This window comes from Beduinella massiliensis (assembly GCF_900199405.1).
Classification (GTDB): Bacteria; Bacillota; Clostridia; order Christensenellales; family Aristaeellaceae; genus Beduinella; species Beduinella massiliensis.
This window is the reverse complement of the sequence record NZ_LT963430.1, coordinates 328,226-341,811: the sequence shown is the minus strand read 5'-3', so window position 1 is coordinate 341,811 and position 13,586 is coordinate 328,226. Positions and strand designations below refer to the sequence as shown.

Sequence of the window (13,586 nt, the reverse complement as noted above, 5' to 3'; positions counted from 1 at the left end):
GCCTCAGGTATACATATCGTCTATTCCGCATCTCTCCATACCGCTCTGGCTCTGCACCATATAAAAAACGCGGGCATTTCCATGCCCGCGCAAATTTCAAGAGACGCTTTCAAGCCCCCGTGCCGTCCGTATGCTGCTCGTCTCCCGCCCCACCCGGCGGGTTCCTGTCCAGCCTACGCAGGTACAGGGCGCAGAGCAAAATCGATCCTAAAGAGGCCAGCGGCGCGGCAAGCCCCATGGGATACAGACTGTCCCCGGACATCCGGCTGAACAAAAACGAAAGCGGGATGCGCAGCGCGAACGTCGCCGCCAGGTTGTGGGCCATGCAAAACACCGCGCAGCCACAGCCGCTGAGAAAGCCGTTCATACAAAAGACAAACGCGACCAGCAGGCAATCCAGCGCGTAGCTGCGCAGATACTCGGAAGCCACGATGACGACCTCCTGCTTGTCCGTGAAGAGGGAAACGAGCATCTGAGGCGCAGCCTGTGCCCATACGCAGGCGACCGCGCCGGCCGCGAGCGACAAACCGATGCCCCAGCGCATGCAGCGCTTGGCGCGCGGATACCTGCCCGCGCCGACGTTCTGCGCGGTCATCGCGGAAACCGCCGCGCTGAACGCAGAAGGCGGCAGCATCAGAAGGCCGATGAGCTTTTCGACCACGCCCACCGACGCGGAGGCCACCACGCCCATTCGATTGATAATCATCGTGATGATGAGGAAGGATAAGCTCACCAGCCCGTTTTGCAGCGCAGCGGGCAGTCCCAGGCGCAGCGTGCGGGCCGCCTTGTCCGGCAAAAAGCGCACGTCGCGCATCGAAAAGGCGAAACCCACGCCGCGGCGCTTTAAGTAGACGAGCGAGGCCGCGAAGCTGATGCCCTGTGCGAGCACCGTCGCCGCCGCCGCACCCGCCGCGCCCATGTGGCACCCCGCCACCAACGCGAAGTCCATGACGACGTTTACCGCACAGGCGATGCCCACGAAGTACAGCGGCGTCCTGGAATCGCCCAGTCCGCGAAGCACCGCCGCCACGACGTTATAGCCGACGATGAACACGACGCCCGCGGAGCAGATGAACACGTAATCGCGCGCGCCCGCGTCCGCGACCGCGGGCACCTGCATGGCGCCGACGATCGCGCCGTTCAGAAGGAGCATCAACACCGTCGTGACGGCGGAGAGGGCCGCAAAGAGCACGACGGAGGTGCCTAGCGTCGACGCAAGATCCTTCTCACGCCGCGCGCCGAAGTACTGGCCCATCAGCACCGTCGTACCCGTCGTGACGCCCAGCACGATGTTGGTCACCATGCTCATGACCTGGCTGCCCGTGGAGACGGCGGACACGGCGGCCGTATCCGCAAAGCGTCCGACCACGAAAAGGTCAACCGCGCCGTAGAGCACCTGCAGCAGACTCGCAAGCATGAACGGCACCGCGAAGCGCACGAGCGACCTGGGGACGCTGCCTTCCGTCAATGAAATGCGGTTCATGAAAATTCCTCCATTCTTCCGTTTAAACGACAAAAAACCGGACAAGCCGACAGTTTCCCGTCATCTTATCCGGCATCAGCGCGTGGGAATGCAAGACTGATCCTCCGATGTATCCCGTATTATAGGCGGGATTTTCCCGCTTGTCAACCCTTCCGTGCGGGCATACTGAGGGCGGAAAAGGAGGAGGATACCATGAACGAAACCCCGTCAACGCCGCAGAACCCGGAGCAGCTCGACCCCTTTTACGACACGGAAAAGGTTGCTTCCACCACCGAATGCACCGGCCTTTCGCCCGCAGCCGTGCTGTCGGAGGAAGAGGCCGAGTCCTACGCGGAGCTGTACGCCGTGCACCGGCAAAAGCCCGTAAAAAATGAGGAAGAATACACCCACGGCGGCAAGTTCGCCGCCGACAAGCGCAAGAAGCACTGATCTTTTAAGGCATAACGCAAATCCGCCCTGCCAAAACGGCGGGGCGGATTCCTTTAGAACCCTTTTGCGCAGGCAATCGCCGTGGCGTTCGCCTGCGCGCGCAGGCAAAGCTCGGCGGCCTTAAAGGCGTGCGCCTGGGTCATGGCGCGCTCGGTGCGGTTCAGGCAGTCCAGGATCATTTCGCCGAAGAACGGATAGCCCGTGAGCCCCGACGCGTCGATATGCTGCTCCCCGCGCCGGTTCACGAGGTATATCTGGTCGCCGCCCGCGCGGCCGGAGGCGATGTCCACGAACTTGCGGATCTCAATGTACCCCTCCGTACCGAGGATGAAGGTGCGCCCGTCGCCCCAGGTGCTGAGTCCATCCGGCGTGAACCAGTCCACGCGGAAGTAATTCGTCGTCCCCTTTGCGCCGGTGAGCGTGCAGTCCCCGAAGTCGTCCAATTCCGGGTGCTTAGGGTGCGCGTAGTTGGCGATGCGGCTGCTTCCCACCTCTGCGTCCTCCTCGCCTGCGTAGAAGAGGTATTGCTCGATCTGGTGGCTGCCGATGTCGCAGAGGATGCCGCCGTACTTTTCTTTTTCAAAAAACCAGTCCGGCCGGCCGGCCGTGCCCAGGCGGTGGGGGCCGAAGCCCTCCACGTGCAGCACGCGCCCGATCTCGCCCGCTTCAATCAGGTAGCCCGCGAGCACGGAGGCTTCCGAGTGCAGGCGCTCGGAATAGTACACCATGTACTTGCGGCCCGTATCCCGAACCGCCTCCCTCGCTTTGCCGAGCTGCGAGAGCTTCGTCATGGGCGCTTTGTCCGAAAAGAAATCCTTCCCGGCCCTCATCGCCCGGATGCCCAGCGCGCAGCGCTCGCTCGTCACGGCGGCGGAGGCGATCAGCTGCGTCTTTGCGTCCGCGAGGATTTCTTCCTCGCAGCGCGCGGCCCGCGCCTGCGAAAACGTCCTTTGGAAGGCAGCCACGTTGTTCGGATCGCTGTCCCAGACATACCCCAGCGTCGCGCCCGCTTCGAGCAGGGCGCGCGTCATGCCGTAAATATGCCCGTGTTGCAGGCCCACCACAGAGAAGACAAACTCCCCCGGCTTTACCACAGGCTTCGGCTTTTCCCGCAGCACGCGGGCGGCCGCCTCAGATTCCGCCATCCGGACACCTCCATTTCCGTGTTTGCGCGAAAGCGCTTACCAGTTTACCTGCCAGCGGCTGCCGTAACGCCCGTCCGGCTGCCCGCTGCTCCTGCCCGGTACGTAGGCCGACTCCGCCGCCTTTTCCGCGAGCATCCGGTCGAACAGCGCCGTGTCGAAGGGCAGGTCGATCTTTCTGTTCCCCAGCCACTGCGACAGGTAAGCCGCGTTGGAAAGCGTCAGCTCCCGCACGCCGTCCTCTCCGGGGGAAAGCAGCGATTCCCCGCGAAGGATAGCCCCGGCGAAGTTTTGAAGGATGCCCGCATGTGCGCTTTCCTTTTCCGTCGGACGGATCTCCTCGAAGTCCATGGCGATCTGCGTAAAGTTTTCCTGCGATGTAAAGCGCACCCGTTCTTCCGGCTCGCGCAGCTTCCACCACTTGAGCGCGCCGCCCTCCAGCACCAATTTACCGAGCGTGCCGGAAATCTCCAGCCGGTTCGTGCCCGGGTACTCGCCGGTGGAGGTCACAAACAGGCCCGTCGCGCCGTTTTCGTAGCGCGTGAAGAGCGTCGCCTCGTCCTCCACCTCGATGTGATGGTAGCGCGCCGTGTCGCAAAAGGCGGTAACCGATACGGGCATGCCGCAGATCCACTGCCACAGGTCGAGGTTGTGCGGGGCCTGGTTGAGCAGCACGCCGCCGCCCTCACCTGCCCAGGTCGCCCGCCAGGATCCGGAATCGTAGTAGTGCTGCGTGCGATACCAGTTGGTGATGATCCACACGGAGCGCTTGAGCTCGCCCAGCTCGCCGCCGCGCACGATCTGCCGGCACCTTTGAAAGAGCGGGTTGGTGCGCTGGTTGAGCATGACGGCGAACACCCGCCCGCTCTCCCGCGCCGCCGCGCAGAGGTCCTGCGCCCGGGAGAGCGAGATGTCGATAGGCTTCTCCACCAGCGCATGAAAGCCCGCCCGCAGCGCGTCCGCGGCGATGCGCGCGTGAAGAGGATGCGGTACCGCCACGATCACCGCGTCCGCCTCGCCGCCGCTGAGCAGCGCGCGGTAGTCCTCATAGCACCTGACGCCCGGAAAGCGCTCCCTGCACGCCGCGAGGCGCGCGGGCTCCACGTCGCACACGGCCGTAAGGCGCATCCCCTGCACCCCGCCGCTGTGAAGGCAGGACGCATGGGCAAAGCCCATATTGCCCACGCCGATCACCGCGGCCCTGACCTCAGGCATTTCGCCATCCCTCCATCTTTATAGCCCAAGGGGCCTTGGCCCCTTACTTGTTTCCGCCGTAGGTGTCGCTTACGTCCGCGAATACGGCCTTTTCCGCGCCGTCCTTCCTGTATCGGGAGGCGGCCACGCGCTTCATGAGCTCCTCGTAGTACAGATCCTCGTCGTAGGGAATGCGGACCTCCCGTCCGAGGAATGCGGACAGGTGCATGGCGTTAGAAAGCGTCAGGCCGCGGATGCCCTCGCGCCCGTCCGCGACGAGCGGCGTGCCGCGCAGAATTGCGCCTCCCCAGGCGTTGATGACGCCCACGTGCTGCGGATTTTCCCCGTCGGTTTCGACCTCGACCTCGGCGGCGGGCATGGTCGCAAACGGCTGACGGTTGGTCTTCGACCATTCCGGTTCGGAAACCTCGAACTCCAGAAGCGACAGCTTGTCGTTTTCGACGACGAGCTTCGCCCGGTCGAGCTGAATTTCAAAGCGGTTGGTGCCGTGCGCGTCTCCGGTCGTGGTGACGAACACGCCCGTGGCGCCGTTTTCGTACTCCACGTAGGTGGTCACATCGTCCTCCACCTCGATATCGTGCCACTGGCCGTAACGCAGGTGCGACTGCACCTTCACCGGCATGCCGCAGATCCACTGCCACAGGTCGAGCTGATGCGGGCACTGGTTGAGCAGCACGCCGCCGCCCTCGCCCGCCCAGGTCGCCCGCCAGGAACCGGAATCGTAATAGGCCTGGGGGCGGTACCAGTCGGTGATGATCCAGTTGGTGCGGCGAATCTGCCCGTAGCGGCCGGACTGTATGAGCTCGCGCATCTTGCGGTAAACGCAGTTCGTGCGCTGGTTGAACATGAGGCCGAACACCACATCGGGATGGCGGTCCGCCTCCTCGTTCATCTCGCGCACCTGGCGCGTGTAGACGCCCGCAGGCTTTTCCACCATCACGTGAATGCCGCGCTTCATGCACTCCATGGCGTAGCGCGGGTGATCGTAGTGCGGCACCGCCACCAGGCAGGCGTCGAGCATGCCGCTGTCCAGCATGGCGGTCGCGTCTTCAAAGTAGGTCAGATCGCCCGAAAGCTCCCTGCGCGCCCATTCGATCCGGGCGGGGTTGCTGTCCGCCACGGCCACCAGTTCAAATTCGGGGCACAGGCCCTTCAAAAAGCTGCGCGCGTGGCCCGATCCCATGTTTCCGATCCCGATGATGCCGACTCGAATTTTCTTATCCATGGTGCTGCATTCCTCCTGCTCTGCCGTGAATTACTCCGCGATCTCCCGAAACGCCGCGCAGGCCGCGTCAAAGGCGGCGTCGCTGCTCTCGTAGCGGTACAGGCCCACCTGGCTCTTTTCGCCCGACTGCTCCAGATCCTTGAGCCCTGCGAAGACCGCCAGATGCGGCTCGATGGTCGCGACGCTGCCGCCCTTAGCGCGGTAAGCCGACAGAATCTTCTTCACCTGGCCGATGCCCTTCCCGGCGGGGACGACGCTGCCGTCCGCGAGCGCGTCCTTGATGTGCAGGTACCGCGTACGCGCGCCCAGCAGCTCCCAGGCTGCCCAGGTATCCTGGCCGCACTGCACGAAGTTGGCCGGGTCGAACACGCCCTCAAGCTGGGGATAGGCGTTCAGGATTTCCGCGCAGCGCGCGGCGTTGTCGCCGTAGATGCCCTTTTCGTTTTCGTGGCACAGCGCGATGCCGCTGCCCTCCGCCGCGCGCAGCATCTCGCCCAGGCGATCCAGCACGGCGGCGCGGTAATCCTCCGGCGCCTTGCCCGCCGGGATGTAGAAGGAGAACATGCGCAGGTTCCGCGCCCCCAGCGCGTCCGCGACCTCCAGCGTGCTGCGCAGCTTGCAAAGGTGCTGATCGAAGTCGCCCTTCTCGATGTCGATCTTGCCGATGGGCGAACCGATGGACCAGACCGTAAGGCCCGCGTCGTCCAGCTTTGCGCGCACCTCGCGCGCCTTGCTGAGCGTGATGTCGGAGACGTTCGTCCCGTCCACCCCGCGAATTTCCAGCCCGTTCAGGCCGTTGCGCTTCATGGCGGCGATCTGCCCGTCCACCATGGGGCTCGCCTCGTCGGCAAAGGCAAAAATCTTCATAGGTTCCATCGTTTCCGTCCTCCATCCGTCAAAATCTTGGCGCCAGGGCAGGCTTCAGCCCTTCAGGCCCTGAATGCTGATGCCCTCCACCAGCTGGCGCTGGAAAAAGAAGAAAATCACCAGAATCGGCACGAGCGAAAGCACGGACATGGCAAAGGTCGCGCCAAAGTCCGTTCCTGCGCTGTCGGAGAAGAGCTTCAGCGCGTAGGCGACGGTGTACGTCTGCGGCGAGTTCAGGTAGAGCAGCGAGCCCATGAAGTCGCCCCAGGAGTTGATGAACGTCAGGATGCCCACCGTCACCACGGCCGGAACGATCATCGGCAGCAGGATGCGCGCAAAGATGCCGTACCAGCTACACCCGTCGATGGTCGCCGCCTCGTCCATGTCGCGGGGGATGCCGCGCACGAACTGCATTACCAGGAAGATGTCGAACGCGCTGCCGAAGAAGGCCGGAACCGTCAGGGGCAGATAGGTGCCGACCCAGCCCATCTTGTTGAACAGGATGAAGCGCGGAATCATCATCACCTGGCCCGGCAACATCATGGTGATAATCATCGCCACGAACCAGAACTGGCGTCCCGGAAAGCGCAGGCGCGCCAGGCCGAAGGCCACGGCCGCCGCCGAAAGCGACGCGCCGATCGTCGAAAGCACGGCGATCAGGAGCGAGTTCTTAAAGTATACACCAAAACTGAGTCCGGCGAAACCCCGCCAGCCGTTAATGTAATTTTCAATCGTAAAAGTTTCAGGGATCAGGTTTCCAACCGTAGCGAAGATTTCCGAGTTGGGTTTAAAGGAGGAAGAGAGCATCCAGATCAGCGGATAGAGCATCGCGATGCTCGCAATCGTCACGAGCACGTGGTAGACGATGGTCACAGTCCTCTTTCTTCTCTTCACGCTGTGCGTGCGAATCGTCGTCGTCATCTTACTTCCCCTCCGATTCGTAATAGACCCACGCCGTGGAGGAACGGAAGATCAGCGCCGTAAAGGCCGCGATCACCAGCAGCATGAACCAAGCCATGGCGCTGCCGTAGCCCATCTCATAGTAGGTAAAGGCGCGGTTGTAAAGGTGCACGCCGTAATACAGGGTGGTGTTGAGCGGCTTGCCCTGGGTGATCAGGTAGGAGGAGTTGAACGCCTGGAAGGCGCCGATGGTCTGGTTGATCAGGTTGAAGAAGAAGATCGGGGTAATCATGGGCAGCACGATCTTGAAGAAACGCCGAACCGGGCCGGCGCCGTCCACGATGGCCGCCTCGTGATAGCTCTGCGGCACGTTTTTGAGCGCCGCCAGGAAGATCAGCATGGAGCTGCCGAACTGCCACACGCCCAGGCCGATCAGCACGCCCAGCGCCGTGTCGGGATTCGCCAGCCACTTTACCGGCTGCATGCCGAACAGCGCGGTGATCTTGTTGATCGCGCCGTTATAGGAAAACAGCTGCTTCCACGTCAAGGCCACGGCCACGCTGCCGCCCATGAGCGAGGGAATGTAGAAGGCCGCGCGGTAGATCGGGGTCGCCTTGGTCGTTCGCGCGAGAATCAGCGCGACGCCCAGAGATACCAGCAGCTTGATCGGCACCTGAATGAATGCGAACTTGAAGGTGACCCAAAACGATTGCCAGAAATACTTGTCCTCGAAGAACATCCGCTTGAAGTTCCCAAGGCCGATCCAGTGCGGGTCCGTCAAGACGTTGTAGTCCGTAAAGGCCAGATAGAGAGACGTGAAGAAGGGGATGACGGTAAACGCGAACAAGCCGATGATGAAGGGGGCTATGAACACGTAACCGGCCACTTTTTCCTGACCGAGCGTCCTGCTCAGTTTCCGCATGCCGATTCACTCCTTTAAAAAAAGGGGAAGCCGCCGCGCAGGCGGCCTCCCCAGCCGTTTGAATGGATTTTACTGCTGCGCAGCCTTCAGGAGCAGGGCGTTCGCCTCGTCCATGAACTGCTGTGCCCAGGCCGTCATGTCGTCCACCTGGCCGTACTGCACGGCATCCCAGTATTCGCCCATCAGCGCTTCCACCTCGCCGCTGGCCGCCGCGTCGGGCTTCATGATGGGCGAGGTCTTTCCGTCCTGGCCCAGGTAATCCAGGTAAGCCGAAACCTTCTGAGAGGTCTCGTCCAGCTGCGGGGCAATGTGCTCGCGGATGACGCTGGAGATGGGCATCGCGCGGTCGATACCGATGATGTCGAAGCAATCGGGATCGTTAGTGAAGAAGTTGATGAACTGCGCAGCCGCGTCCTTCACGGCAGAGTTTTCGGAAACGGACCAGAACATCGAGGGCTTGAAGTAGGCAGAGGCGACGGTGGCGTCAGACGGATCGGGCCAGCAAGCCAGCTCCAGCTCGCAGTTCGAGCCGTCCTGATACGCCTGCAGCTCGTTGGTCCAGTGCCAGCTCGCCCAGTTGTCGCTCACCATCGCGTCAAAGGCCGTGGTCTGGGCGGTTTCGCCCACGTCCAGGCACCAGCCCGCCTCGACGGCGTCCAGGCGTCCCTGCCAGGTCCTCACGAGGTATGCCGGGTCGTCAAAGCCAAGGCCGTTGCCCTCTTCGTTGAAGAGCTGCAGGCCGTAGGCGCGAAGCAGGTTGCGCAGCGCATCCTTGCCGACGAGGGTGTCCTGCGTGCGGCCGGTCTTTTCATAGACCTGCGCGGCCAGCTCGGCAAAGCCCTCCAGGGTGGGCTCCATCGGCATTTCAAGGCCCGCTTCGTCCAGCACGTCCTTGCGGTAGAAGGTCGCCAGGGCGTTGGTGCCGGTGGACAGCGCGTAGATCTTGTCGCCCACCTGGCCGCTGGTAAGCACGGACTCGGCCACGTCGCTCACGTCGATCGCGCCGGACTCGAAGTAGGGCTTCAGATCCGCCAGCACGCCGCTCTGCGCGTACTGCGTGAGATACTGATAGTCCATCTGGATGACGTCGGGCATCAGGCCGCCGGCAACCTGCGTCGCCAACTTGCTCCAGTAGCCGTCCCAGGAGGTAAACTCGGGCTCAACCTTGATGTTCGGGTACTTTTCCTCGAACTTCTGGATGGCCGCCATCGTCAGGTCATGACGGGTCTGAGAGCCCCACCAGGTTACGCGAAGGGTGACAGGCTCCTCGGCCAGGGCCGCTGCCGGCAGCATCGCCGTGCACAGGAGCATCACAACCGTGAGAAAGGAAAGGAAACGTTTCATGCGGGGTGCACCTCCGTTTTCGTTGTTGATTTCATTATAGCGATTCTCCCATGAATGAAAATTCAAATATCAGACACATTTGAACACTTTTTCGGCATTTTGAATAGAAACCCGGCGCGTAGCCCGTCAAATAAGCAAAACGCGCCGGGATTCCCCTCCCCGTGCGCGTTTCGTCTGCGGCGTCCGCCGTTACTTCCTGCGGGCCTCCTCGAGGGAGACGCGGTATTCCTTGGGCGTCATGCCCGTGTACTTGCGGAAGACCTGGCTGAAATAGTGTGGGTTGTTGCCAAGGCCCACCCGCTCGGCGATCTCGTAGCTGTGCAGCGCGCCGTCCGTGGCCATGAGAATCTTGGCCCGCTCCATGCGCACCTCCAGCAGGTAGGCGCTGAACTTGCGGCCCATGGCGCGGGTGAACTCCCTGCCGATGTAGTCCGCGTTCATGTAGACCACGTTGTCGGCCATGTATTGCAGCGAAAGCGCCTCGTCCGCGCAGTGCGCCTTGACGTAATCCGTCATCTGCCTGACGAACCCCCTTGCGCCTCCGCGCTCGCCCCGCAGGCGGTAGAGGCTGCTCGCGATCAGCTGTTCCAAGGATTCCTGCTCCTGAAACGCCCCCATGACGACGTTCAGCTTCCACTCTGCCTGCCCGTTGCCCAGGCTGGCGGTGACGATGGATACCAGCGCTTCCCGCAGCAGACTGGGGTCTTCGGCGGTCTTGGCGATCTCGCAGACCTGCCGCTCCATCTGCGCGACGTCCAGAGCGCTCTCCCGCAGCTCTCCGAATTTTTCGATCAGCGTCTTCACCCGCGCCTGGCGCTCTCCGTTCAGATGGAGCACGTGCCTGCGCTCCCTGTCGATGGCGCGGCAGGCGCGCACGAGCGCCTGCTCCAGTTCCTCGCTGGAGCAGGGCTTGAGCAAATACTCCATGACCCCGGCGCGTACCGCCTGCTGCGCATAGGCGAACGTGTCGTAGCCCGACAGGATGATCGTGCGAAGCCTCGGGTGCAGCGACATGGCGCGCTCCACCAGCTCCAGCCCGTCCATGCCCGGCATGCGCACGTCCGTCACCAGGATGTCCGGCATGTCGTCCATCATGCTGTCCAGCGCGGCGATCGCGTTGGGGCAGGAGGCTGTCAGGGTTATGCCCAGCCCTTCCCAATCGATCATCTGCTTCAGCCCTTCGCGGATAATCTGTTCGTCGTCCACCAGCAGCAGCTTGTACATGCCTGTCCCTTCCTCCTATTCGTCAAAGTTCCGGCGCCCTGCGCCGCGCGTGTCCGGCAGGTGCACGACGACGCAGGTGCGCCCCCGCTCGTTTTTCACCCGCAGGCCATAGGCTTCGCCAAAGGCATACTGCACGCGGCGATGAATGTTGCGCATGCCGATGCCCAGTCCCTCCGGCTTGATCTCCCCGCTCTCCAGCTTGACGAGGATGTCCTCGTCGATGCCCGGCCCGTTGTCCTCCACCGCGACGTCGATGCCGCCCTGCGCCGCGCGGACGCCGATGCGGATGACGCAGGCGTCGAGCATCTCCTCCGCCGCGTGATGCACCGCGTTTTCCACCAGCGGCTGCAGGGTCATCGCGGGGATGCGGCAGGGCAGAAATTCGTCCCCCACGTCGTACTCCACGCGCAGGCGGTCGCCGTAGCGGATGAGCTGAATGCGCAGGTACTCCCGCGTAAACTGCAAATCCTCCTCTACGCTCACGATGTCCCGCTTGTCGCTGAGGGAAGCGCGCAGCATCTTGCCCAGCGCGTCGGTCATCGTGGCGATGCGCCCGTCCCCCGCGTTCTGCGCCAGGCAGTAGATGGATTCCAGCGTGTTGTAAAGGAAATGCGGCCGCAGCTGGGCGCGCAGCTGCTGCATCTGCTTTTCCTGTAAAATTTGCTGCTTTTCGGCATTGTCCCGCGTGACGCGGTCAAAGTCGCGCGTCATCTGGTCGAAGTGCTGGTGCAGCTTGCCGATTTCATCCCGCCGCTCCCTGTATGGGCTTTCTTCCTCCAATACCGGCCGGCCGCTGACGGCAAACGCGTCGAACTTGTCCAGGAGAATCTTCAAATGCCGCAGAAGGGTGGATATGAGCCCCGCGCTCACCGCGAGGGACAGCGCCATCGCCGCGACGATCACCCCCATGGTCACGCGAGCGGCAGACCGGATGGTCGCGTTGATTTCGTCGTAATCCACCAGCGTCACGTACCGCCACCCGTTCGCGCCCGTGTAACGCACGCACAGGACGTCCTGCCCATCCAGCCGCATGTCGGTATACCCATCCTCCGCGCCCTCCGGCAGGGCGTGAATCCGCTCGTCGCTGGCGTACAGGCAGATATCGTCGCTGTAAATCGCGCAGGAAAGCGGGCTTCCCAGCTGAGCCATGCTGACGCGGCTCTTCTCCACGATGCCCTGCAAATCCATCTGAATCAGCAGCGTAGCCAGCGGCGCGAGCGTGAAGCTCTTGACCTCGCGGATCTCGCGCAGCAGGTACAGCCGCGTCGGCTCGCCCTTTTCCGCCAGCCAGACCTCGCGACCATTCCTGCCGGATGCATAGGCGATCCGCTCAGGCGTCAGTTCGTCGGCGGTTGATGCGCCGCCGAAGGACTGCGTGAACGTCTGGTTGCCCGTCGTCTTGAGCTGAAGCGTCACGGCGCTCGAAAACCAGATGCTGAAATAGCTCATCCGGTCCGCCACCTCGGACTTGGCCTTCACCCAGGCGGCGGTTCCGAACGGCTTCTCCTTTAAGGCGGACAGGTTCTCCTGCAGCACGTTGTCCGCCAGGATCCGAAAGGACAGTGCCTCGATATCCGCCAGCTCCGACTCGATTTTATCCGCAAAGAGCGTAATCATCTGCACGCTGCTCTTGTACAGCTCGTCGTCATAAGCCGCGTAGGGGAGCCGGATCGTCAAAAACGTGCTCACGCCCACGAACGCCATCGCCAGCAGCAGGATCATCAGGAATTTCGTCCTCAGGCGCGTATTCGCAATCCGCTTTAAGAGCCTGCGCAAAAAACTCGCCCTCCTCTTCGCAGCGCTGAACGGCCGGACGTCCCCGCTTACTGCGTCATAATTTATACATTTTGTGTCACGCGCCCAAGCGGCGTGAATCACCTTTGAAGGAAGCAAGCAGGCTTCCTTTTTTTCTTTTGGTAGTCTGACTTGTAACGTATTCTTATAAAGATGCGCCCGTCTTTTCCCTGCACGCGGACGCCGCCTGTCCACCCCGCTGCTGCTGGCGGAATTGCAGCGGCGTCACCCCAAACTGGCCTCGAAACCTGCGCACGAAGTTGCTCACGTCGCCATAGCCGCACTGCGCGGAAATCTCCAGCACCGACAGCTCTGTCTTGAGCAGCAGCACCTTCGCGTGGGCCAGCCGGCTCTGGATGACGTACTGCATGGGGCTCATGCCCACGTGTCTGCGAAAGTGCGCGGACAGGCAGCCGGGGCTGACGTGGAACTTCGCGGCCAGGGCCCCCAAGGAGAACTTGTCCGCAAACGACCGGTCCAGCTCGTCCAGGATCTCCTGCATCGGCAGAAACGACGCCTCCGGGGCCATGGGAAACATGTCCGGGCGAAGCGCCAGCGCGTCGGCCAGAACCAGCGTCATCAGCGCCTCGATGCGTTCGTCCATGTACGCGCCCCCACGCTCCGCCGCGTCCCGCAGCAGGGAAAAATACGTGTCAAAACGCGGCTTGTCTTCTCCGACCGAAAGCACGTAAGGGAACGGTTCGCCGTGAAACCGGAAGACCGAAAGCAGGCGCACGTCGTTGTGAAACGCACGCATCTGCGTGGGCGGAATGAGCAGGTAATACCTGCGGTAGACGTCCGAAATCATGCGGGTCGCGTGCTCGTCAAACTGGTTGAGAAACACCAGCGACCCCGCCTCCACCCGGTAATCCTTCCCTTTGATGCTCAGCAGCACCGCGCCCTCCTGCACGTAGAGCAGCTCATAGTACACGTGCGTATGGCTGCCGTGGGTCAGCGGGCGGTCGCTGAAGACGATCTCAAAGGGCACTGCGCTCGACCTCCGATGCGATTTTACATATTTTCAATGCGAATTGGCACGTT

Annotated in this window: 12 protein-coding genes; 1 reads left to right on the top strand and 11 read right to left on the bottom strand. The window is 62.5% G+C overall.

Annotated elements, in window-relative coordinates:
• Positions 1 to 109 precede the first annotated feature (109 nt).
• Complete coding sequence (locus tag C1725_RS02375) at positions 110 to 1,483, bottom strand: MATE family efflux transporter (RefSeq protein ID WP_102410087.1); 1,374 nt, start codon at positions 1,481 to 1,483, stop codon at positions 110 to 112.
• Between the two features lie 192 nt (positions 1,484 to 1,675).
• On the opposite strand from C1725_RS02375, the gene C1725_RS02370 reads away from it, so the two are divergent.
• A complete protein-coding gene (locus C1725_RS02370) occupies positions 1,676 to 1,912 on the top strand; it encodes a hypothetical protein (RefSeq protein ID WP_102410086.1) in 237 nt (78 codons plus the stop codon).
• A 53-nt stretch (positions 1,913 to 1,965) separates the two neighbouring features.
• Here C1725_RS02370 and C1725_RS02365 read toward each other — a convergent pair whose 3' ends face one another.
• From C1725_RS02365 to C1725_RS02320, 10 genes are all read right to left on the bottom strand, one after another.
• Positions 1,966 to 3,057, bottom strand: coding sequence for a Gfo/Idh/MocA family protein (locus C1725_RS02365; protein WP_102410085.1), 1,092 nt, complete (start codon positions 3,055 to 3,057; stop codon positions 1,966 to 1,968).
• Positions 3,058 to 3,093: 36 nt separating this feature from the next.
• The gene (locus tag C1725_RS02360; protein ID WP_102410084.1) at positions 3,094 to 4,269 is read right to left on the bottom strand and encodes a Gfo/Idh/MocA family protein; all 1,176 of its coding nucleotides are present in this window, start codon (positions 4,267 to 4,269) and stop codon (positions 3,094 to 3,096) included.
• A 43-nt stretch (positions 4,270 to 4,312) separates the two neighbouring features.
• Positions 4,313 to 5,494, bottom strand: coding sequence for a Gfo/Idh/MocA family protein (locus C1725_RS02355; RefSeq protein ID WP_102410083.1), 1,182 nt, complete (start codon positions 5,492 to 5,494; stop codon positions 4,313 to 4,315).
• Between the two features lie 30 nt (positions 5,495 to 5,524).
• Positions 5,525 to 6,370, bottom strand: coding sequence for a TIM barrel protein (locus tag C1725_RS02350; RefSeq protein WP_102410082.1), 846 nt, complete (start codon positions 6,368 to 6,370; stop codon positions 5,525 to 5,527).
• A 45-nt stretch (positions 6,371 to 6,415) separates the two neighbouring features.
• Positions 6,416 to 7,282, bottom strand: coding sequence for an ABC transporter permease subunit (locus C1725_RS02345; RefSeq protein ID WP_102410081.1), 867 nt, complete (start codon positions 7,280 to 7,282; stop codon positions 6,416 to 6,418).
• 1 nt (position 7,283) lies between these two features.
• Positions 7,284 to 8,183: an ABC transporter permease subunit gene (locus tag C1725_RS02340; protein WP_102410080.1), complete on the bottom strand. Its 900-nt coding sequence runs from the start codon at positions 8,181 to 8,183 to the stop codon at positions 7,284 to 7,286.
• Between the two features lie 69 nt (positions 8,184 to 8,252).
• Positions 8,253 to 9,527, bottom strand: coding sequence for an extracellular solute-binding protein (locus C1725_RS02335; RefSeq protein ID WP_102410079.1), 1,275 nt, complete (start codon positions 9,525 to 9,527; stop codon positions 8,253 to 8,255).
• A 189-nt stretch (positions 9,528 to 9,716) separates the two neighbouring features.
• Positions 9,717 to 10,751 carry a response regulator gene (locus tag C1725_RS02330; RefSeq protein WP_102410078.1) on the bottom strand — a complete coding sequence of 345 codons (1,035 nt, stop codon included), beginning with the start codon at positions 10,749 to 10,751 and terminating at the stop codon, positions 9,717 to 9,719.
• Positions 10,752 to 10,766: 15 nt separating this feature from the next.
• On the bottom strand, positions 10,767 to 12,527 hold the full coding sequence (locus C1725_RS02325; protein WP_102410077.1) for a histidine kinase: 1,761 nt from the start codon (positions 12,525 to 12,527) through the stop codon (positions 10,767 to 10,769).
• 163 nt (positions 12,528 to 12,690) lie between these two features.
• Positions 12,691 to 13,533, bottom strand: a complete 843-nt coding sequence (locus C1725_RS02320) for a helix-turn-helix domain-containing protein (RefSeq protein WP_102410076.1) — start codon at positions 13,531 to 13,533, stop codon at positions 12,691 to 12,693.
• Between the last annotated feature and the right edge of the window lie 53 nt (positions 13,534 to 13,586).

Excerpts from the sequence above, each read along its gene's own strand:
- C1725_RS02375 (WP_102410087.1), bottom strand. The coding sequence starts at position 1,483 with ATGAACCGCATTTCATTGACGGAAGGCAGCGTCCCCAGGTCGCTCGTG.
- C1725_RS02365 (WP_102410085.1), bottom strand. The coding sequence starts at position 3,057 with ATGGCGGAATCTGAGGCGGCCGCCCGCGTGCTGCGGGAAAAGCCGAAG.
- C1725_RS02355 (WP_102410083.1), bottom strand. The coding sequence starts at position 5,494 with ATGGATAAGAAAATTCGAGTCGGCATCATCGGGATCGGAAACATGGGA.
- C1725_RS02350 (WP_102410082.1), bottom strand. The coding sequence starts at position 6,370 with ATGGAACCTATGAAGATTTTTGCCTTTGCCGACGAGGCGAGCCCCATG.
- C1725_RS02330 (WP_102410078.1), bottom strand. The coding sequence starts at position 10,751 with ATGTACAAGCTGCTGCTGGTGGACGACGAACAGATTATCCGCGAAGGG.
- C1725_RS02340 (WP_102410080.1), bottom strand. The coding sequence starts at position 8,183 with ATGCGGAAACTGAGCAGGACGCTCGGTCAGGAAAAAGTGGCCGGTTAC.
- C1725_RS02345 (WP_102410081.1), bottom strand. The coding sequence starts at position 7,282 with ATGACGACGACGATTCGCACGCACAGCGTGAAGAGAAGAAAGAGGACT.
- C1725_RS02360 (WP_102410084.1), bottom strand. The coding sequence starts at position 4,269 with ATGCCTGAGGTCAGGGCCGCGGTGATCGGCGTGGGCAATATGGGCTTT.
- C1725_RS02370 (WP_102410086.1), top strand. The coding sequence starts at position 1,676 with ATGAACGAAACCCCGTCAACGCCGCAGAACCCGGAGCAGCTCGACCCC.
- C1725_RS02335 (WP_102410079.1), bottom strand. The coding sequence starts at position 9,527 with ATGAAACGTTTCCTTTCCTTTCTCACGGTTGTGATGCTCCTGTGCACG.